The 18,492-nt window shown below is 69.4% G+C and carries 18 protein-coding genes; 8 read left to right on the top strand and 10 right to left on the bottom strand.

The genetic code is table 11. From position 1 onward, the window contains the following. The first annotated feature begins 91 nt into the window (after positions 1-91). Positions 92-2,383: a TonB-dependent siderophore receptor gene (locus QE399_RS03485; RefSeq protein ID WP_309831915.1), complete on the top strand. Its 2,292-nt coding sequence runs from the start codon at positions 92-94 to the stop codon at positions 2,381-2,383. 22 nt (positions 2,384-2,405) lie between these two features. Here the strand turns inward: QE399_RS03485 and QE399_RS03480 are convergent, their stop codons facing one another. Beyond that, complete coding sequence (locus QE399_RS03480; RefSeq protein WP_309826136.1) at positions 2,406-3,167, bottom strand: 3-oxoacyl-ACP reductase; 762 nt, start codon at positions 3,165-3,167, stop codon at positions 2,406-2,408. A 299-nt stretch (positions 3,168-3,466) separates the two neighbouring features. Here QE399_RS03480 and QE399_RS03475 point away from each other — a divergent pair, with 299 nt between their 5' ends. The 3 genes from QE399_RS03475 (at position 3,467) to QE399_RS03465 (ending at position 7,630) form a co-directional block, all read left to right on the top strand. Further along, a complete protein-coding gene (locus QE399_RS03475) occupies positions 3,467-3,964 on the top strand; it encodes a GNAT family N-acetyltransferase (protein WP_309826134.1) in 498 nt (165 codons plus the stop codon). Between the two features lie 134 nt (positions 3,965-4,098). Then, on the top strand, positions 4,099-6,048 hold the full coding sequence (gene htpG / locus QE399_RS03470; protein ID WP_309826132.1) for a molecular chaperone HtpG: 1,950 nt from the start codon (positions 4,099-4,101) through the stop codon (positions 6,046-6,048). 175 nt (positions 6,049-6,223) lie between these two features. Then, on the top strand, positions 6,224-7,630 hold the full coding sequence (locus QE399_RS03465) for a carbohydrate porin (RefSeq protein ID WP_309826130.1): 1,407 nt from the start codon (positions 6,224-6,226) through the stop codon (positions 7,628-7,630). A 158-nt stretch (positions 7,631-7,788) separates the two neighbouring features. On the opposite strand, the gene QE399_RS03460 is transcribed toward QE399_RS03465, so the two are convergent. The 6 genes from QE399_RS03460 to QE399_RS03435 all read right to left on the bottom strand — a co-directional run bounded on the left by QE399_RS03460 (position 7,789) and on the right by QE399_RS03435 (position 12,961). Next, complete coding sequence (locus QE399_RS03460) at positions 7,789-8,847, bottom strand: serine/threonine protein kinase (RefSeq protein ID WP_405044063.1); 1,059 nt, start codon at positions 8,845-8,847, stop codon at positions 7,789-7,791. A 61-nt stretch (positions 8,848-8,908) separates the two neighbouring features. Then, the gene (locus tag QE399_RS03455; protein WP_309826128.1) at positions 8,909-10,324 is read right to left on the bottom strand and encodes a protein kinase domain-containing protein; all 1,416 of its coding nucleotides are present in this window, start codon (positions 10,322-10,324) and stop codon (positions 8,909-8,911) included. Positions 10,325-10,385: 61 nt separating this feature from the next. Then, positions 10,386-11,144: a metallophosphoesterase family protein gene (locus QE399_RS03450; RefSeq protein ID WP_309826126.1), complete on the bottom strand. Its 759-nt coding sequence runs from the start codon at positions 11,142-11,144 to the stop codon at positions 10,386-10,388. Positions 11,145-11,444: 300 nt separating this feature from the next. Beyond that, complete coding sequence (locus QE399_RS03445; RefSeq protein ID WP_309826125.1) at positions 11,445-11,861, bottom strand: organic hydroperoxide resistance protein; 417 nt, start codon at positions 11,859-11,861, stop codon at positions 11,445-11,447. A 69-nt stretch (positions 11,862-11,930) separates the two neighbouring features. After that, positions 11,931-12,401, bottom strand: a complete 471-nt coding sequence (locus QE399_RS03440) for a MarR family winged helix-turn-helix transcriptional regulator (RefSeq protein WP_309826124.1) — start codon at positions 12,399-12,401, stop codon at positions 11,931-11,933. A 146-nt stretch (positions 12,402-12,547) separates the two neighbouring features. After that, positions 12,548-12,961, bottom strand: a complete 414-nt coding sequence (locus QE399_RS03435; protein WP_309826123.1) for a transcriptional regulator — start codon at positions 12,959-12,961, stop codon at positions 12,548-12,550. Between the two features lie 391 nt (positions 12,962-13,352). On the opposite strand from QE399_RS03435, the gene QE399_RS03430 reads away from it, so the two are divergent. Genes QE399_RS03430 through QE399_RS03415 form a run of 4 tightly spaced genes read left to right on the top strand, consistent with a single transcriptional unit; the run spans position 13,353 to position 15,616 of the window. Then, positions 13,353-13,682, top strand: a complete 330-nt coding sequence (locus QE399_RS03430; protein ID WP_309826122.1) for a hypothetical protein — start codon at positions 13,353-13,355, stop codon at positions 13,680-13,682. Positions 13,683-13,698: 16 nt separating this feature from the next. Further along, positions 13,699-14,880: a zinc ribbon domain-containing protein gene (locus QE399_RS03425; RefSeq protein WP_309826120.1), complete on the top strand. Its 1,182-nt coding sequence runs from the start codon at positions 13,699-13,701 to the stop codon at positions 14,878-14,880. 1 nt (position 14,881) lies between these two features. Continuing rightward, positions 14,882-15,271, top strand: coding sequence for a zinc ribbon domain-containing protein (locus QE399_RS03420; RefSeq protein WP_309826118.1), 390 nt, complete (start codon positions 14,882-14,884; stop codon positions 15,269-15,271). A 9-nt stretch (positions 15,272-15,280) separates the two neighbouring features. Further along, positions 15,281-15,616 carry an NINE protein gene (locus QE399_RS03415; protein ID WP_309826117.1) on the top strand — a complete coding sequence of 112 codons (336 nt, stop codon included), beginning with the start codon at positions 15,281-15,283 and terminating at the stop codon, positions 15,614-15,616. Positions 15,617-15,903: 287 nt separating this feature from the next. Here QE399_RS03415 and QE399_RS03410 read toward each other — a convergent pair whose 3' ends face one another. The 3 genes from QE399_RS03410 to QE399_RS03400 form a co-directional block, all read right to left on the bottom strand. Next, positions 15,904-16,707: an HpcH/HpaI aldolase family protein gene (locus QE399_RS03410; protein WP_309826116.1), complete on the bottom strand. Its 804-nt coding sequence runs from the start codon at positions 16,705-16,707 to the stop codon at positions 15,904-15,906. Positions 16,708-16,775: 68 nt separating this feature from the next. After that, complete coding sequence (gene hpaH, locus QE399_RS03405) at positions 16,776-17,609, bottom strand: 2-oxo-hept-4-ene-1,7-dioate hydratase (RefSeq protein ID WP_309826113.1); 834 nt, start codon at positions 17,607-17,609, stop codon at positions 16,776-16,778. After that, positions 17,606-18,490, bottom strand: coding sequence for a fumarylacetoacetate hydrolase family protein (locus tag QE399_RS03400; RefSeq protein ID WP_309826110.1), 885 nt, complete (start codon positions 18,488-18,490; stop codon positions 17,606-17,608). Before QE399_RS03400 ends, hpaH begins: the two co-directional genes overlap by 4 nt. Between the last annotated feature and the right edge of the window lie 2 nt (positions 18,491-18,492).

The raw sequence follows: 18,492 nt of genomic DNA, 5'->3' as shown, positions 1-18,492 counted from the left end.
CGCTTCGTCCGCCCTGCCGGCGGCCCGCCACCGCGCATTGGCCCGTGCCGTGCAATGGACGCTGGCCGCGGGCGCTGCCACCGCTCTGTCGATGGCAGGCACTGCCGCCCATGCCCAGACGGGGCAGCAGCACAGCTACGACATTCCCTCGGGCCCGCTGGACGCGGCCCTGCGCAGCGCCGCCGCCCAGGCGGGCGTGGCGCTCACCTTCACGCCGGAGCAGACGGTGGGCCAGATCAGCCGCGGCCTGAGCGGCAGCTACACGGTGGACGGCGCCTTCGGCGCGCTGCTGGCCGGCACCGAATGGCAGGCCGTGCGCCAGGGCAACGGCGGCTGGGCGCTGCGGCGCGTGGCTCAGGCCGGCCCGAGCGGCATCGCCACGCTCGCGCCCGTCACGGTGACTGCGCAGGCCGAGCCAGCGGGTGGCGAAGGCCCCGTGAAAGGCTATGCGGTCAGCCGCGCCACTGCCACCAAGCTGGGGAGCACGCTGATGGAGACGCCGCGTTCCATCTCCATCGTCAGCCAGGAGCAGATCAAGACGCAGGCCCCCAAGAGCATCGAGCAGGCGCTGTCGTACACGGCCGGCGTGTCCACCGAGGTCACGGGCGCCGACCTGCGCATGACCGGGGCCATCATCCGCGGCTTCAGCGACGGCAGCTCCTACTACAAGGACGGGCTGCGCCAGTTCTCGGCCGGCACCTACGGATCGTGGAACGACGAGATCGACGAGCTCGACAGCATCGAGGTCGTCAAGGGCCCGGCCTCCGTGCTCTTCGGCCAGGGACGGCCCGGCGGCGTGATCAACGTGGTGTCCAAAAAGCCCGAGGCCGATCATGTCAACAGCGTTGGCATTTCGTACGGCCGCTACCAGCGCGCCCAGCTCACGGCCGACCTGGGCGGGGCGCTGAGCGAGAACGGCGATGTGCTGTACCGCCTGAACCTCAAGGGGCGCGACAGCGATGGCCGCACCGTAGGCTCGCGCGACGACCGCATCTCGATCGCGCCTTCGCTACGCTGGAACCTCTCGGGCCAGACCCAGCTCACCGTGCTGGGCACCTACTCGCGCGAGCGCGGCACGCCCAAGTCCTGGTGGCCGAGCCTGTTCACCTATCCGCAGATCAAGAACGTCTCCCCCAAGCTGACGGCGGGTGACCCGGCCTTCGACCGCTTCGACCGCGACACCCAATCGCTGGGCTACGAGTTCAAGCACCAGACCGACAGCGGCTGGCAACTGATGCAGAACCTGCGCTACTCCAAGATCGACATCGACTACCGCCACATCTATGCCATGGATGTGCTGGAGGACGGCCACAACGTCTCGCGCGCCAACCTGGCGCAGCTCACCAAGGGCACGACGCTGGCCATCGACAACCGGGCGCAGAAGGACCTGCGCTGGGGCGAGGTGCAGCACCGCCTGGCGCTTGGCCTGGACCACAACAAGTACAAGGAACGCGGCGGCCTGGGGTTTGGCTGGGATGTGCCCAACCTGGACCTGGACGCGCCGCGCTACGGCCAGTCCATTGCCGTGCCGGAACTGGAGGACAGCAACTCCGACCTGCGCCAGACCGGCATCTACACGCTCAACCAGTTGCAGTGGAACGGCTGGATCGCCAACCTGAGCCTGCGCCACGACACGGCCCGCACCACCCAGAACAGCACCACCCAGCCGCGCATGAGCGACAGCGCGACCACCGGCACTGCCGGCGTGCTCTACCAGTTCGACAGCGGCTGGGCGCCGTACGCGAGCTACGCCACCTCGTTCGATCCCACGACGGGCCTGGCCTACGATGGCAGCGCCTTCCAGCCGCGCCGTGGCAAGCAGTACGAGGTGGGGGTGAAGTACCAGCCCCCAGGCAGCAGCACGCTGATCACCGCCTCGGTCTTTGACCTGCGCCAGACCAACGTCATCACGCAGGACCCGGACCGCCCACGCTTCAGCGTCCAGACAGGCGAAGTGCGGTCGACGGGCGTGGAGCTGGACGCCCGGGTGGGCCTGACGCGCGAGCTGAGCAGCCTGGCCAGCTACACCTGGCTGGACCCGCGCACCACACAAAGCACCCGCCCCGCCGAAGTGGGCCGCCAGACCATGCAGACCACCCGCCATATGGCCAACGTGTGGCTGGACTACCGCCCACGCGCCTTGCCGGGCGTGATGGTGGCCGGTGGGGTGCGTTATAAGGGCCGCTCTCCCTACAACGTGGCCGCCAACGGCAGCCTGAACGTCAACGACGCCGTCACCGTGGCCGATCTGTCGTTGGCCTACGAAGTGCCCAAATATCGCATCGCGCTGACCATCAACAACCTGTTCAACAAGACCTACTACGCAGGCATCTTTCGCGGCGTGGACCGCGAGGCCAACGTGAGCTTCAAGTACTACTGGTAAGCGTGAGGGCGGCTGGCGGCGATCAGCCCTTCACCAGCCCCCCGTCCACCACCAGGTTCTGCCCCGTCACGGCGCGCGCCCAGGGCGAGAGGAAGAACAGCACCGCGTCGGCGAACTCCGCGGGCGTGGTGACGTGGCGCAGCGGCGTGAGGCCGGCGATCAGGTCGAACACCGCCTCGGGCGTGGCGCTGCTGGCGTCGGTGGTGCGCAAGAGCCCGCCGGAGACCATGTTCACCGTGATGCCGTCCGGCCCCAGGTCGTTCGCCGCCGTGCGCGTGAGCGCCAGCAGCGCGGCCTTCGACGCCGTGTAGTCGTGGTACGGCACCACCGGGTTCTGGAACAGGTTGGTGCCCACGTTCACCACGCGGCCGAACCTTTGCGCCCGCATGCCGGGCAGGGCGGCCTGCATGGTGTTGAGCGCGCCCTTCACGGCCCCCTCGAACTGCTGGGCCATGCGCTGCCAAGGCATGTCGGCCAGCGGCGGCCGGGCGTCGCCGTCGAAGCGGAAGTCCGCCAGCGCGTTGTTGACCACGCCGGTGATGGCCTGGCCGGTGCGCTCCTGCGCCTGGGCGAACAGGCGCCGCACGGCGTCGGCATCGGTCACGTCGGCCTGCAGGGCCAGGGCGCGCGGGCCGAGTGCTTCGGCCAGCGCCTGTGCGGCCGCGGCGCTGCGGTGGTAATTGATGACCACGCCCGCCCCTTCGCGTGCGAGGGCCCGGGTGATGGCCTCGCCGAGGCCCCGGGCGCCGCCCGTGACGAGAACCCATTGATCCGATAGACGCATGGTGGTGGTGCCTTGCTTGAAACTAAAAAAGCGGGAAAAGGACGGGAATGTGCCGTCTAGGTGGCAGCCCGACCGCTGAGGCCGTGCGGCGTACCGCACGGGAATGCCAGGGCACCCGGCGCCCGGCCGCTCGGCGGGAGATCTTCGCCGATCCTGCGGTGGCGGCGCAGGGTGTGTGCGGTGGCGGGGCGTGTGACGGGGAGGGGGCGCGGCGGGGAGGGGGTGTGACGGCCCCTGCTATCGTCGGTCAGCCGGCCGTCCCACAGGCGGGCTCCCCGCCCCAAGAACCGAGACTCCCCATGCGCAGGCTTGCAAACCCCTCCGACCTTTCCGCCGTGTACGCGCTCTACATGCATGAGCGCGTCATCCCCTTCCTGGGCTACGACCCCATGCCGCTGGCCGAGTTCGGGCCGCTCTTCGAGGCGCTGTGCGCCAGCGGCAGCTTCTACGTCTACGAGCGGGACGGCCGCCTGGCCGGCTTCTACAAGACCACCCGCTATCCCGGCCGCGCGCAGCATGTGGCGAGCCTGGGCACCCTGGCCGTGGATCCGCACTGGCACGGGCAGGGCGTGGCGCGCGAGATGGTTCTGGGCGCCGTTCGCGACCTGCAGGCGATGGGCGTGCTGCGCATCGAACTGTGTGCCGAGGCCGACAACCCCCAGGCCATCCGGTTCTACGAAAAGCTGGGGTTCGTGCACGAGGGCACGCTGCGTGGCTTCTACCGGCGCGCAGGCGACGGGCACTACGTGGATGAGCGGCTCATGGCGCTCCTCAGCGGCCCCCTGGCTGCGGACTAGCCAGGGCCGGGCCTTCGGGGCGCGCCGGCATGGCCGAGGGGCGGCGCCCTGCGGCCCCTTGATAATCCCGGGCTGGCCCCTAACTGGCGGGGCGTTCCCTTTTTCATCCGGTTCCTGACTCCGAACGAATCACCATGAGCAAGCAAACCCATTCCTTCCAGGCCGAAGTGGCGCAACTGCTGCACCTGGTCACCCACTCGCTGTACTCCAACCAGGAAATCTTCCTGCGCGAGCTGATCTCCAACGCGTCCGACGCCTGCGACAAGCTGCGGTTCGAGGCCTTGAACAACGCCGCCCTGTACGAGGACGCGCCGAATCTGGAAGTGCGTGTCTCCTTCGACAAGGCCGCCAAGACGCTGACCATCACCGACAACGGCATCGGCATGAGCCAGCAGGAGGCCATCGACCACCTGGGGACGATCGCCAAGAGCGGCACCAAGGACTTCATGAGCCGCCTGTCGGGCGACCAGAAGCAGGATGCCCAGCTGATCGGCCAGTTCGGCGTGGGCTTCTATTCGGGCTTCATCGTGGCCGACAAGATCACGGTCGAATCCCGCCGTGCGGGGCTCGCGCCCGAAGAAGGCGTGCGCTGGATCAGCGGCGGCACCGGCGACTTCGAGGTGGAGACCATCACCCGCGCCCAGCGGGGCACCAGCATCATCCTGCACCTGCGCGACGACGCCGAGGAATACCTGAACGCCTGGAAACTCAAGCAGGTCATCAGCAAGTACTCCGACCACATCAGCCTGCCCATCCTGATGGAAAAGGAAGAGTGGAAGGACGGCGAGAAGGAAGGCGATCCCGGCCAGATGGTCAAGACGGGCGAGTGGGAGGCCGTGAACAAGGCCAGCGCCCTGTGGACGCGTGCCAAGAAGGACGTGACCGACGAGCAGTACCAGGAGTTCTACAAGGCCATCAGCCACGACCACGAGAACCCGCTCACCTGGAGCCACAACCGCGTGGAGGGCAACACCGAGTACACGCAGCTGCTCTACATCCCCGCCAAGGCGCCGTTCGACCTGTGGAACCGCGACAAAAAGGCCGGCGTGAAGCTCTACGTGAAGCGCGTCTTCATCATGGACGACGCCGAGGCGCTCATGCCGACCTACCTGCGTTTCGTGAAGGGCGTGATCGACTCGGCCGATCTGCCGCTCAACGTGAGCCGCGAACTGCTGCAGGAAAGCCGCGACGTGCGCGCCATCCGCGAAGGCTCCACCAAGCGCGTGCTCTCCATGCTGGAAGACCTGGCCAAGCATGACCGCCATACCGCTGGCGAAGGCGCCGACGGCGTGACCGACGTGGTGAGCGAGGAAGACAAGGCCAAGGAAGGCAAGTACAGCCAGTTCTACGCCGAGTTCGGCGCGGTGCTCAAGGAAGGCCTGGGCGAAGACTTCGGCAACCGCGACCGCCTGGCCAAGCTGCTGCGCTTCGCGTCCACGCAAAGCGACGGCGTGTCCGTCTCGTTCGCGGACTACAAGGCCCGCATGAAGGAAGGCCAGGAGGCCATCTACTACATCACGGCCGACACGCTGGCCGCGGCCAAGAACAGCCCGCAGCTCGAAGTCTTCAAGAAGAAGGGCATCGAGGTGCTGTTGATGACCGACCGCGTGGACGAGTGGGCGCTGAACTACCTGCACGAGTTCGACGGCACCCCGCTGCAGTCCGTCGCCAAGGGCGCTGTGGACCTGGGCAAGCTCCAGGACGAAGCCGAGAAGAAGGCCGCCGAAGAGGCCGCCGAAGCCTTCAAGCCCGTGCTCGCCCAGCTCAAGGAGGCGCTCAAGGACAAGGCCGAGGACGTGCGCGTGACCACCCGCCTGGTCGATTCGCCCGCCTGCCTGGTCGTGCAGGACGACGGCATGAGCAACCAGCTCGCCCGCCTGCTGAAGCAGGCCGGACAGGAAGCCCCGCAGTCCAAGCCGGTGCTGGAGGTGAATCCCGAGCACGCCCTGGTCAAGAAGCTGGACGGCAGCGTGCACTTCCACGACCTGGCGAACATCCTGTTCGACCAGGCGGTGCTGGCCGAAGGCGGGTTGCCCGAAGACCCTGCTGCGTATGTGAAGCGGGTGAATGCGCTGCTGGTGTGAGCATTGCGGCGGGGCTGGCAGGTGGTCATGCCTGCCAGCCCGTCCGCGCTTCGTCCTCCGCTATTCGGGCTGCGGCTGCTCGGACCGGCGCCGGCACGGTTTGTCTCGTAGCGTTGGCACCACACCGGCAGAACGTACACGAAAGCTCCATGGAGCACAGCCAGAATGCCGGCCCATGTTCACGCGAGCCGCTCCTTCTTCCGTGGCGCAGCGCCGCCCCCGCGCCGATGTCCTTGCTCTTGCGCTTGCCCTCGCCACCGCCCTGATGGCGGGACAGGCGGCGGCGACTCCTACCGCCGATCAGGGCCAGGACGATGCGCCGCTGGCGCTGCATGCGCAGAGCACCTACGTGTGGCAGCGCAAGCCGTCCTTCGCCGCTGCCTATACCGGCCCCAACAGCCTGGTACCCGGGCGGGAGCGGTCCTATTCGTTCACCGCCACGGCAGACCTGGCGCTGCGGGCCTGGGACGGCGCGCAGATCCACTTCAACCCGGAGGCCGCTCAGGGCGTGCCCCTGTCCCATCTGTCCGGTGCGGGCGGGCTCTCCAATGGCGAATTGGCACGTTCGTCCGGGGCGCAGCTTAAGGCCTACCGGGCGCGGCTGTTCCTGTTGCAGCGCTGGAATGCCGGGGGCGAGGCCGAGCGCATAGATCCCGACTTCAACGAGATGGGCGGCACCGTCACGGCGAACCGCTGGACGCTGGTGGCGGGCAATCTCTCGCTGCTGGACTATTTCGATCCCAACCCTTACGCCAAGGACCCGCGCGAGCAGTTCCTCAACTGGTCTTTCATGGCGCCGGGCGCCTGGGACTACGCGGCCGATGCGCGGGGCTACACCTGGGCCGGCATCCTGGAGTACCGCACGCCGCAGTGGACGGTGCGCGGCGGTCGCGCGCTGCAGCCCCGGGAGTCCAACGGCCCCGCGCTGGACCGTGGATGGCGGCGGCATTACGGGGACCAGGTCGAGGTCGAGTCCGATCTGCCCCTGGCGCTGCCCGCGGGACCCCTGCGCGGCCGGGTGCTGCTGTTCCGCAACCGGGCGGTGATGGGGGCGTTCCACGACGCGCTGGCCCAGGTGCGCGCCACTGGTGCGGTGCCGGACGTCGGTGACGTGCGGCGCCTGCAGACCAAGCGCGGCTGGGCGGCCACGCTGGAGGTGCCGCTGGGGGCCGATGCCGGCGTCTTCGTGCGCGCCAGCCGCAGCGGGGGGCGCCAGGAGACGTTTGCCTTCACCGAGATCGATCGCCAGTGGTCCGCCGGTGGCCAATGGTCCGGCGCGGCCTGGGGCCGCCCGGCCGACCGCATGGGCGCGGCGCTGGCGGTCAACGGCCTGTCGGACGGCCACCGCGGCTACCTGGCAGCAGGCGGGCACGGTGCGTTCCTGGGCGATGGCGCCCTGCGCTACGGCAGCGAGCGGGTGTGGGAAGCCTTTTACCGCGTGGAGATGCCGCCGGTGCCGACCGCTGTGGGGACGCTGCATTCGGCGGTGTCGCTCGGAGCCCAGCACATCCAGCGGCCGGGCTACAACCGGGACCGCGGGCCGGTGGACGTGCTCTCGGCGCGCCTGCACGCGGAGTTCTAGACGCCACGCGGGTTTCGGCGGCTCAGAACAGACCCGGCCGAGGCAGGATATCGAGCCGACGGGCCCCTGCTGCTACTGCTGCGGCTGCGGGGCGGCAGCCCCGCCGAACCCCGGCTGGTTCGGATGCGCCGCAAGCCGGCAGCTCCGCTGTCAGCCTGTCATGCGGCGAGCGGTTCTTCGCCCATGGCTTCGATCTGCTCGTGCAACATGTCCACCTGCCCGCGCCAGTAGTCGCTGCTGCCGAACCAGGGGAAGTTGATCGGGAAGATCGGGTCCGCCCAGCGGCGCGCCAGCCAGGCGCTGTAGTGGATCAGGCGCAGCGTGCGCAGGGGCTCGATAAGCGCCAGCTCGCGGCGGTCGAAGCTGCGGAACTGCTCGTAGCCGTCCAGCAGGGCGGACAGTTGCACCGTGCGCTGGCGGCGGTCGCCGGAGAGCAGCATCCACAGGTCCTGCACGGCGGGGCCGGTGCGGGCGTCGTCCAGGTCCACGAAGTGCGGGCCGCCGCGGCCGTACTCGTCCAGCGGCGTCCACAGCACGTTGCCGGGGTGGCAGTCGCCGTGCAGGCGCAGCTGGCGTGCAGAGTTCAAGCCAAATGTGCCTGCAGCGCTTGATCCATCAGCGCTTGCAGCTATCAAATCAAGAGCTTTCTCGCAGGCGCTGCGCCAGGCGGACTGCTGGTCCAGCGGAATGATCTGCGCGGCCAGCAGCCCGTCGAAGGGCTCGCGCCCGAAGGTCTGCAGATCGAGCGCAGGGCGGTGCTGGAACGGGCGCGCAGCGCCCACGGTGTGGATGCGGGCGAGAAAGCGGCCGATCCATTCCAGCACCTCGAAGTCGTCCAGCTCAGGCCGGCGGCCGCCGCGCCAGGGACTGATGGAGAAGGCGAACCCCGCATGCTGGTGCAGCGTGCGCCCGTCGATGGCGAGCGGCGCCACCATGGGCACCTCGGCCTCGGCCAGCTCCAGGGCGAAGGCGTGTTCCTCCACGATCTGTGCCTCGCTCCAGCGGCCGGGGCGGTAGAACTTGGCGACCACGCGCGTGCCGTCTTCCAGCGACACCTGATAGACGCGGTTCTCGTACGAGCCCAGGGCCATCAGCCGGCCGTCGCCGTATTGGCCCACGCTGGCGAGCGCGTCCAGCACCAGGTCGGGCGTGAGGCTTTCGTACGGGTGGGTGGGCGAAGAGGACGAAGAAGGTAAAGCGGCGTTGCCGCCGGGCATTGGATCCATGCGCGCATTGTCGGCGACGCCGCCCAGGCCGCGGCGTTGCGCCCGCTGCGCTTCAGTCGTCCACCGCCACCGGTTGCTTGACGAGGATGACGGTGCACGGCGCGTCGCGCGCCACGCGGATGGGCACGGTATCGATGAAGCGCTGCAGCTGCAGGCCGTGCGTGGCTGCGCCCACGATGATCATGCTGACGCGGTTGCCCTGGGCGTAGCGCACCAGCGCCTGGGCCACGTCGCTGGCTTCGATCACGTGGTAGCTGGCGCTGTGGCCCGTCAGGTCGAGCCCGGCCGCCCATTGCTTGAGCCGCACCAGGTGCAGGCGCTGCAGCGTGGTCTCGCTGCGGTCCGGGTCGCTGGCGCTGCTGGCCGAGGGCGAGATCACCGTCACGCAGGCCAGCCGCGCGCCGGGCCGGATGCCCAGCGAGCGCGCCACGGCCTGGCGCAGCGACTGCAGCGTGGCATCGGTCGCATGGTCGTGCGGCACGGCCACCATCAGGATGGGCACGTCCTCGATCTGGCGTGCGGGCAGCGGGCTGGGCTGGTAGTGCATGCCCGCGGCCTTGATCCAGCGCTTGAAGTGCACCCGCAGACCCGGTCCGCGCAGGCGCTGGCCGCGCTCGGTGACGGGAATCTGCTCCGGGTGCGCCAGGTCGAAGGCCAGGTGCGCGGCGCTGGGGTAGCGCTGCGCGGCCTCGGGCTCCAGGCAGCGCAGGATGGCCTCCTGCAGCCACGCGGGCAGGTCGGGCCGGTGCTGGCGCGGCGGGGCGGGCGTCATCCACAGGCGCTGGCGCAAGCCGCCCTTGGTGGTGGGCGCGCCGAAGGGCAGCTCGCCGGTGGCCAGCTCGTACAGGATCACGCCGATGGCGAACAGGTCGCTGCGCAGGTCGCCGCGCACGCCCACCACCTGCTCGGGGGCGATCCAGGCGGGGGAGCCGACGGCCTCGCGCATTTCCTCGGCCAGCAGATCGGGGTAGTGCGCGTGGCACGAGAGGCCGAAGTCGAGCAGCACCACGCTGCCGTCCGGCCGCACCAGCACGTTGGCAGGCTTGAGGTCCAGGTGGCAGACGTTCTGCTGGTGCAGGCTGTGCGCTGCCAGCGCCATGGCCGCGCCCAGCCGCGCGAGGGTTTCGGCGTCCGGGCGCTGGGCCTGGTCGAGCCAATGCTGCAGCGTGTGGCCCTCCACGTACTCCATCACCAGATAGGGCATGCGGGCCAGGTCCCCCGCCGCGACGAAGCGCGGCACGTGGCTGCCGCTGAGCGCAGGCAGGATCTGCAGTTCGATCTCGAAACTGACGATGTTCTCGGCGCCGTCGCCGGCCGTCATGCGCGGCACCTTCATGGCGAGCGGAAAGCCCGGGTCCTGGGCCGCGTCCTGGCAGGCCACGCGGTAGATGTGCGCCATGCCGCCGGCGTGGATGCACTCGTGCACGACGAAGCCGTCCACCAGGGTGCCGGGCGCCAGCAGTTTCATGGGAATGCGCGGAATGGAGAGGAGGGGAGCGCCAGGGGCGGTGGAGCGAGGCCGGGCGCGCTCAGCGGCCGACCTCCAGCCGGTCGGCGAAGAAGGCGGGCAGGGGTGTGGCCCGCACGGCGGCAGCCGCGGCGGCCTGGTCGTAGGGCACGCGGTGGAAGGTGATGGTGGCGGCGCCGCTGTCGAACACGGCATACATGGCACGGGCATCGCCGTCGCGGGGCTGGCCCACCGATCCGGCGATCACCAGCCATTGCCGGTGCGGCGGCACGGGCACCGGCACGCCGGGCTCGGGCGTGAAGCGCATGAGCTTGGCGGTGGGCGTCAGGAAATACAGCGCCTGTTCGTGCACATGGCCGCAGAACACGTAGCGGATGGCCGGGTCCATCAGTGCGGCGGCGGCCATGCTGCGCTCGGCGGCGTTGGCATCGGTCACATAGTGCCAGCGGGCCGGGTGGTCGGCGCTGGCGTGCACCAGCAGGGCGCTGGCGCCCAGCCGCGCGGTCAGCGGCAGGCCGGCGAGAAAGGCGCGGTGCGTGGCGCCGAGCTGCAGGTGCGTCCATTGCGAACTCTGGTCGCCCAGGCTCTGTGCGGCGCTGGGCGGCTCGAGCGCCGCTGCGTCGTGGTTGCCCAGCACGCACAGGGCGCCGTCGCTGGCCAGCCGCATGGCCTGCTCCACCACGGCGGCCGGCTCGGCGCCGTAGCCCACCATGTCGCCGAGCAGGGCGAACTGGTCCACGGCCTGGCTGCGCGCGTGCGCAAGGCAAGCGTCGAGCGCCTGCCGGTTGGCGTGGATGTCGGACAGCAGGGCGAACTTCATGGCGGTGTGGATTCGGGCGGGCGTCGGGCGGGGCTTGCCAAATCGGCCAAGCGCCGGCTGGCTGAAGGCGGTCTTGCGGCGCGTGCCGGATGGGCGCGGCGTGGGGCTGCACGGGCGGCACGGCCGGTGGGCGGTGCCAGGGCGGCCTGCGGTCTGGCGCCCAGCCGCCCATTATTGGGGCAATCGCCGCAGCGTGCCCGTCGGGTGGGCCGCAGGACGCAAAAAAGCCGCCAGCGCCCGTTTCGAGGCGGTGGCGGCTCGGTGATCCGGGGGCTCTGCGCGGCGGCGGAGCCCGAAGGATCAGGCCAGCGTGATCGTCACATCGATGTTGCCGCGCGTGGCGTTGGAGTAGGGGCACACCTGGTGGGCGGCGTCCACCAATTGCTGGGCCTTTTCCTTGTCCAGGCCGGGCAGGCTGACCTTCAGGCGCGCGGCGATGCCGTAGGCGTTGGGGATGGGGCCCAGGTCCACTTCGGCGTCCACCGACACATCCTGCGGCACGGCGATGCCGATCTTGCCGCCCACCGCCTTCAGCGCGCCGATGAAGCAGGCCGAGTAGCCCGCAGCGAAGAGCTGCTCGGGGTTGGTGCCCGTGCCGCTCGTGCCGGGCGAAGACAGCTTCACGTCCAGGCGGCCGTCGTCGGTGCGCGAGGCGCCATCGCGGCCGCCGGTGGTGTGGGCGCGGGCGGTGTACAGAACTTTGTCGAGCGTGGTCATGGTGACTTCCTTTGCGGTGGGAGATGAACGAAAAGAGGCACGGAGGCCGGGGAAAAGTGCGGTCCGGGATCAGCCGGGCCGCTGGGTGATGCGGTTGCGCAGGTCGGCGAGTTCGCGCGTCAGCGCCTGGAGTTGCGGCACCGAGCACTGAGAGCTTTCCAGCACGCAGGCCGGAATGGCCTCGGCCTGGCTGCGCAGCGCGCGGCCGGCGGTGGTGAGCGTGATGCGCACGCGGCGCTCGTCCTCCGCGTCGCGCAGGCGTGCCAGCAGGCCGGCCGACTCCAGCCGCTTGAGCAGCGGCGTGAGCGTGCCGGAGTCGAGGAACAGGCGGCCGCCCAGTTCGGACACGGTCGTGCCGTCGCGCTCCCACAGGGCCAGCATCACCACGTACTGCGGATACGTCAGCCCGATGCCGTCCAGCAGCGGCTTGTAGAGCTTGGTCATGGCCAGCGACGCCGAATACAGTGCAAAGCAGACCTGGTTGTCCAGCAGCAGGGCGGCGGGACTGGATGTGGCGGACAGGGCGCTGGTGCGGGGCATGGGGTGAATTATTGCGCAAAATTGAATTGCGTGCAATTTGATGGATGCCCGGTGGAAGACGCGGGACGATGCGGATGGCGTCTCTGGTCGTGCCGCCGCGGGCAAAGGGGGCGCTGGCTTGGCGCGCGTGCGCAAAGGTGCGAGCCCTAGGACTCGTCCTTGCCGTCCGCGTTACGGTGCACTTGGGCAAAGGTCAGGATGACCTCGCGGATCAGCTTGCGCTGCGGCGCAGGCAATTGCAGGAAGGCGTCGAAGGTCTCGCGCTCCACATAGCCGACGCCTTCGTCCCAGCGTTTCTGTTCGACCCGCAGGTGTCTCAGCACTTGATCGCCGAAGCGCAGCTGATGCGGCTCCACCTTCAGCCAGCGCGACAGCTCCTGGAGCTTGTCCTGCGTGGGAATGGCCTCGCCGTTGAGCCACTTCCACGCGGCTTGGCGGCGGATGGGGTTGCCTGACCAGCGCAAATTGAATTCGCGTTCCAGCACGGCCGCGCTCGGGGCCAGTCGCTGGGCCTCCATGGCGGACCGCAACCGTTGGCTGAACTCCTGCTTTTCGTTCATAGGCGTCGGAGTGGGCAACGGAACTCGCTGTAAAAATCCATTACAGTTGACAAAAAATGTCCCTTTTCGGATGAATTCAGGGCGACATCCCTGAGTGCGTGGCTGCCTGCGCATCCTGAACGCAGTGCGGCATCGGGCGGCAGGCGGGCGGCGAAGCTGCCTGTAGGCCATGGCGCTGGGCTCGGTGCCGCAGTGGTACGGGTGTGTTGCACCGAAGGGCGAAGGTTTCACAACAAGAGGGAGGTGGGAAATGGCGATGGTGTTTTGCCGCGGGTGCGGCAAGTAAATCCATGACAGCGCGAGCGCGTGCCCGCACTGCGGGGCGTTCCAGGGCCACGAGGACGGACGACCGGGCTCGGCCGGAGCAAAGGCTGCGGCACATGGGGATGCAGTGGTTTGGACACTGGCTTTCGCGCCGCTGATCGGCAAGGCGTTGGCATGGGTCCTTGCCCATGCCTTGCATGCCACCGCCTACGCGGCGGAGACGGCGCTGGGCAGCGGGCGCTACTTCTGGGTCCCGCTGCTGCTGAACATTGGGCTGTGCGTCACCGATGAAAAGCGCTTGGCGAAGGCTGGTGTCGATACCCAGCGCCTGGGCTCTGCATTCCTGGTTCCGGTCTACCTCTTCAAGCGAGCTGCGCTGCTGGGGCACCAGCCCCCGGCCTATTTCATCGTCTGGGTGGTGTGCTTCGCCGCCGCGTTGCTCGGCACGCTGGCCTGAGGCAGGAGTACCGACGATGAGGCATCAATTTTGTCGGGGTTGCGGCAAACCCCTGGAAGTGGGCGCGCAGGCCTGCCCGCACTGCGGAGCGCCGCAGCGCTACGTGAAGCGCGAAGACGCCTCTTTGCCGCCCGGGGTGGCAGGGTGGTCGTGGGGCGCGTTTCTCCTCAGCTGGGTGTGGGCCATCGGTAACCGCACCTGGATCGGTCTGCTGGCGCTGATTCCCTGGGTGGGCTTCATCGTCGCGGTCGTGCTCGGGGTCAAGGGCCGCGAGTGGGCCTGGCGCAACCGCGAATGGGAGAGCGTGGAGCACTTCAACCGCGTGCAGAAGCAGTGGTCTCTCTGGGGTGTGGCGGTTCTGGGCATCGTGCTGGCCGTGGGCGCTGCGATCGCGGTGGGCTATGTCCTCCAGTCCCGCGGCAACGATGCGGACGCAGAGGTCTGGTCCAAGCGCCTTTTCGAGGAGCCTGCGGCGCCTTCCGCCGAAGGGGTATCCAGCGCGACCCCACCGGCTGGCGCCGCAGTCACGCCCTATGTTCCCCTGGAGGTCTCCGCAGACGGCATCGGCGGCTTGCTGCAGCTGCGTCACCGCGGGGAACTGGGGGGCGTGGCGATCGAGCGCGCTACCGCGCGGGGGGCCGTCAACCTGATGGAGTCGGTGGTGCCGGACGTGGGCCTGACGGGCTATGTCCATGTGAACGCCGCCTATCGGTATGGCGACAGTCTCGTCCTGTTGGTCGTCTCGACGGGTGAATACGGCCAATCCTGCCCCGCGACCACCTATGCGTTCAGCTACGACCTGCGAGAGGAGCGCGTCGCGAGCACTGCCGTGGTCGATGGGTGTTCCGAAGCCGTGGCGGTGCAGACGGATGCCCAGCGGCTCATCGTGCGCAAGGAGGGGGCGCCCACCGAATTCTCCGGCGGCCTGCTGGTTTCCTTGCCCTCGCAGGGCGAGGGCGCTGCCCTTGCCACAGGCAGAAACGGTGTGGCCGTACCCAGGCCGCGTGACGACTGCGACCGGGGTTATGCGGATCTGCTGCGGCAGGTCGGGCTCACCCCGGCGCCTGCGGCCGTCCACGGCCCGGACGACGCCGACTTTCCGGGCTACGGATGCCCGTACCGGATCGCTCCTGCGCCCGGCAGCGTGGTCGCACCGGGAGACACGGTGGCCTTCCGCACCGCTTGGGAGGGCAGCTGACATGCAAGGCGCGGAACGAAAGGCCATGGTGTTCTGCAGGGGCTGCGGACGGGAACTGCACGAAACCGCCGCGACCTGCCCGCACTGCGGGGCCGCGCAGGGCGCGGCCGTCGCGCGCCGAGACCATGCACCGGGAGCCTCGGAGCCGGGCGGAACGCTGTGGCTGCCCGTACCGGCGCTGGTGTGCGGCGTCGTCGCCGCGCTTGCCATGCTGGACGACACCGCGTGGGACGCCGACACCGTCCGGGGCCTGCTGTTCCTGTCCGGCGTGGCGCTGGTGCTCGGCATTTCGGGCGTCGCCACACAGACCCGGGGACGGGGCATGTCGATCGCCGGGATCGTCCTGGGCGCCATCGGGCTGCTGGGGGCGCTGGGCGCCTCCGTCCATTGAACGGAGCTGTTGCACAGCTTCAGAAAGAGAAGAGATATGCAGGGAATGGTGTTTTGCCGGGGTTGCGGCAAAGAGATCCACAGCAGCGCGCGGGCCTGCCCGCACTGCGGTGCCGAGCAGCGCGCTCCGGCGGCAGCGCCGGGCAAGAGCAAGCTGGTTGCAAGCCTGCTGGCGCTCTTTCTCGGAGGGCTTGGCATCCACCGCTTCTACCTGGGTCAGTGGTGGGGGCTGTTCTACCTGCTCTTCGTCTGGACCTTCATTCCTTCGTGCGTGGCTTTCATCGAAGGCATCGTATTTCTCTGCACCCGCGATGCGCAGTGGGAGTCGAAGTACGGCCGCGACTAGCGGCTGGAGGCCAGCGATCAGGCACGGGCAATGTTGCTGCCGCTGCCTGTGCCGCTACCCGTGCCCTGTCACTCGGATACCGTGGCTCTCCGTCCCCCCGCAGCCGGCAGCGACGGTGGGCCTTAGCGCTGGGTGGAGGTGCTCCAAAAAAAAAGTAGCGCACTGCGCTTGATCCACAAGGGCTTCAAAGCCAAATAGCTTTGAAGTGCCCTAAGGGAGAGCGCACCATGCTATGAATATTGACGGCCTGCGGTACCTTCGCTACGGCGCTGGCGCCGCACCCAGGCTCAGTACCGCGAGGCCACCGCGGGCGCGACTGCTCCGGGGCGCAAGCGTGCTGCCAGGGCGTCCGCCGCCTGGCGCAGCAGCAGCATGTCGATGCCCACGGCCACGAACAGGGCGCCCTGGTCGAGGCATTCCCGCGCCCAGGCCTCGTCCGTCACCAGGATGCCCGGCGCCCGGCCTGCGGCGCGGATGCGCGTGATCGCCTCCGCAATGGCGGCGCGCACTTCCGGGTGGCCGGACTGGCCCGCGTGGCCCATGCTGGCCGCCAGGTCGGCGGGTCCGATGAAGATGCCGTCCACGCCCGGCACGGCCGCGATCGCCTCGATGTGGGTCAGCGCCTCGGCCGTCTCCACCTGCACCAGCACGCACAGCTCCTGCGCGGCCCCGTGTGCATAGGCGGTGTCGCGGCCGAAGCGCGACGCGCGCACCGATCCGCCCATGCCGCGGGCGCCTTGCGGTGCGTAGCGCGTGGCGGCGACGGCGGCGCGGGCCTCGTCGGCGTTCTGCACGAAGGGCAGCAGCAGCGTCTGCGCGCCGATGTCCAGGTAGCGCTTGATGAGCACGGGGTCGTTCCACGCCGGGCGCACCACGGCGGCGGTGTGGCGCGCGGGCTCGGCATCCAGCGCCTGCAGTTGCTGCAGCATCAGCGGCACGTCGCTGGGCGTGTGTTCGGTGTCGAGCAGCATCCAGTCGAAACCCGACCCCGCGAGCATTTCGGTGACGTAGGGCGATGCCAGCGTGGACCACAGGCCGATCTGGGGCTGGCCGGCGGCGAGGGCGCGTTTGAAGCGGTTGGGTGTGGGCATGGAGGCGAAGGCAGGAGGGCGATCGATGGGCGGGCGGGTAGGCCGGGCCGCGCTTGGGCCGCTGCGGCTCAGCCGAAGTGGCAGGACACGGTGCCGAACTCGCCGTAGTCTGCCACGACGGTGTCGCCCCGCGCCACCTCGATCGGGCGGATGAACGAGCCCGCCAGCACCACCTCGCCGGCCTGCAGCGCCACGCCCTGGCGGTGCAGCCGGTTGGCGAGCCACGCGACGCCGTAGGCCGGGTGGTTGAGCACCCCGGCGGCCAGGCCCGTCTCCTCGACCTCGCCGTTCTTGCTGACGATGGCGCCGATGCGCCGCAGGTCCACGTCCAGCAGGTCGGGCTTGAAGGGGCGGCCGCCCAGCACCAGCGCGGCGTTGGCGGCGTTGTCGGAGATGGTGTCCACCACCGTGCGCGTGGCGCCGGTGTCCGGGTCCACGCGCTGGATGCGGGCGTCCAGGATCTCCAGCGCCGGCGTGATGTAGGCCGTGGCGTCCAGCACCTGGAACAGCGTGCAGTCGGGGCCCGAGAGCGGCTTGCCGAGCACGAAGGCCAGCTCCGCCTCGATGCGCAGCTGCAGGAAGCGGTCGGTGGGAATGACCGCGCCGTCGCGGTGGAACATGTCGTCCAGCAGCGTGCCGAAGTCGGGCTCGGCAATGCGCACCGCGCGCTGCATGGCCTTGGAGGTCAGGCCGATCTTGTGGCCCAGCACGCGCCGGCCCTGGCCGCGCTTGAGCTGCATCCAAGCCGCCTGTACCGCATACGCGTCGTCGATGCCCATGGCGGGGTACTGCGCGGAAAGCTGGCGGCAGGGCACACGCGTGCGCTCGGCGGCATCCAGCTGGGCGGCCGCGGCATCGATCTGCTGCGGCGTCAAGGCGAAGGGGGCGGCGGGCGCGCTCATGCTTCGGCCTCCACGGCATTGCGCAGCGTGCCCACGCCGCTCACTTCCACCTCGACCACGTCGCCCGGGCGCAGAAAGCGCGGCGGGTCGAAGCGGATGCCTGCGCCGGTGGGCGTGCCGGTCACGATGACGTCGCCAGGCTCCAGCGCGGTGAAGGTCGAGCAGTAGTGGATCAGGTAGGCGAAGTCGAACATCAGGCGGGCCGTGGTGTCGTCCTGCCGCGTCTCGCCGTTCACGCGGGTCTGCACGCGCAGGCCGCCGTAGCCCTGAGGAAATTCGTCCGCCGTCACCAGCCACGGACCCATGGCGCCCGACGCCTGGAAGTTCTTGCCCTGCGTGACGTTGAACTTGGCGTGGTGCACCCAGTCGCGCACCGTGCCCTCGTTGGCACAGGTCACGCCGGCGATGTGTTCCAGTGCGTCGGCCTGCGGAATGCGGCGCCCGCCCCGGCCGATGATGATGGCGATCTCGCCTTCGTAGTCGAGCTGCTGCGACTCGTGCGGCTGCAGCAGGGCGCTGCCATGGCCGACGAAGGAGCCGGGCACGCGCATGAAGATGCTTGGGTAGCGCGGCAGGTCGCTGCCGTCCTTGTACTCGGCGTTGCGGTGGGCGTAGTTGACGCCGATGCACAGGATCTTGCGCGGCTGCGGTACGGGCAGGTCCAGCACCAGCGCGTCGAGCGCGTGGTCGGGCTGCGTGGCCTCGCCGAGCGCGGCGCGGGCCCGGGCCATGGCTTCTTCGCCCCCGGCCAGCAGCGCCATCACGCTGCCATAGGGCAGCCGGGCGCCGAGGTCCACGACATGGGTGGATCGCCCGTCGGGCGACGGTGCCACGGCGCCCCAACCCGGGCGGCCTTGGTAGGTATAGCTCAGCAGTTTCATGG

Origin of the sequence: Paracidovorax wautersii (genome assembly GCF_031453675.1) — a bacterium.
Classification (GTDB): Bacteria; Pseudomonadota; Gammaproteobacteria; order Burkholderiales; family Burkholderiaceae_C; genus Paracidovorax.
Note: the sequence above shows the minus strand (reverse complement) of the source record. Positions and strands in the feature narration are given on the sequence as shown.

Excerpts from the sequence above, each read along its gene's own strand:
- QE399_RS03485 (WP_309831915.1), top strand. The coding sequence starts at position 92 with ATGGCAGGCACTGCCGCCCATGCCCAGACGGGGCAGCAGCACAGCTAC.
- QE399_RS03480 (WP_309826136.1), bottom strand. The coding sequence starts at position 3,167 with ATGCGTCTATCGGATCAATGGGTTCTCGTCACGGGCGGCGCCCGGGGC.
- QE399_RS03475 (WP_309826134.1), top strand. The coding sequence starts at position 3,467 with ATGCGCAGGCTTGCAAACCCCTCCGACCTTTCCGCCGTGTACGCGCTC.
- htpG (WP_309826132.1), top strand. The coding sequence starts at position 4,099 with ATGAGCAAGCAAACCCATTCCTTCCAGGCCGAAGTGGCGCAACTGCTG.
- QE399_RS03465 (WP_309826130.1), top strand. The coding sequence starts at position 6,224 with ATGTTCACGCGAGCCGCTCCTTCTTCCGTGGCGCAGCGCCGCCCCCGC.
- QE399_RS03460 (WP_405044063.1), bottom strand. The coding sequence starts at position 8,847 with ATGCCCGGCGGCAACGCCGCTTTACCTTCTTCGTCCTCTTCGCCCACC.
- QE399_RS03455 (WP_309826128.1), bottom strand. The coding sequence starts at position 10,324 with ATGAAACTGCTGGCGCCCGGCACCCTGGTGGACGGCTTCGTCGTGCAC.
- QE399_RS03450 (WP_309826126.1), bottom strand. The coding sequence starts at position 11,144 with ATGAAGTTCGCCCTGCTGTCCGACATCCACGCCAACCGGCAGGCGCTC.
- QE399_RS03445 (WP_309826125.1), bottom strand. The coding sequence starts at position 11,861 with ATGACCACGCTCGACAAAGTTCTGTACACCGCCCGCGCCCACACCACC.
- QE399_RS03440 (WP_309826124.1), bottom strand. The coding sequence starts at position 12,401 with ATGCCCCGCACCAGCGCCCTGTCCGCCACATCCAGTCCCGCCGCCCTG.
- QE399_RS03435 (WP_309826123.1), bottom strand. The coding sequence starts at position 12,961 with ATGAACGAAAAGCAGGAGTTCAGCCAACGGTTGCGGTCCGCCATGGAG.
- QE399_RS03425 (WP_309826120.1), top strand. The coding sequence starts at position 13,699 with ATGAGGCATCAATTTTGTCGGGGTTGCGGCAAACCCCTGGAAGTGGGC.
- QE399_RS03420 (WP_309826118.1), top strand. The coding sequence starts at position 14,882 with ATGCAAGGCGCGGAACGAAAGGCCATGGTGTTCTGCAGGGGCTGCGGA.
- QE399_RS03410 (WP_309826116.1), bottom strand. The coding sequence starts at position 16,707 with ATGCCCACACCCAACCGCTTCAAACGCGCCCTCGCCGCCGGCCAGCCC.
- hpaH (WP_309826113.1), bottom strand. The coding sequence starts at position 17,609 with ATGAGCGCGCCCGCCGCCCCCTTCGCCTTGACGCCGCAGCAGATCGAT.
- QE399_RS03400 (WP_309826110.1), bottom strand. The coding sequence starts at position 18,490 with ATGAAACTGCTGAGCTATACCTACCAAGGCCGCCCGGGTTGGGGCGCC.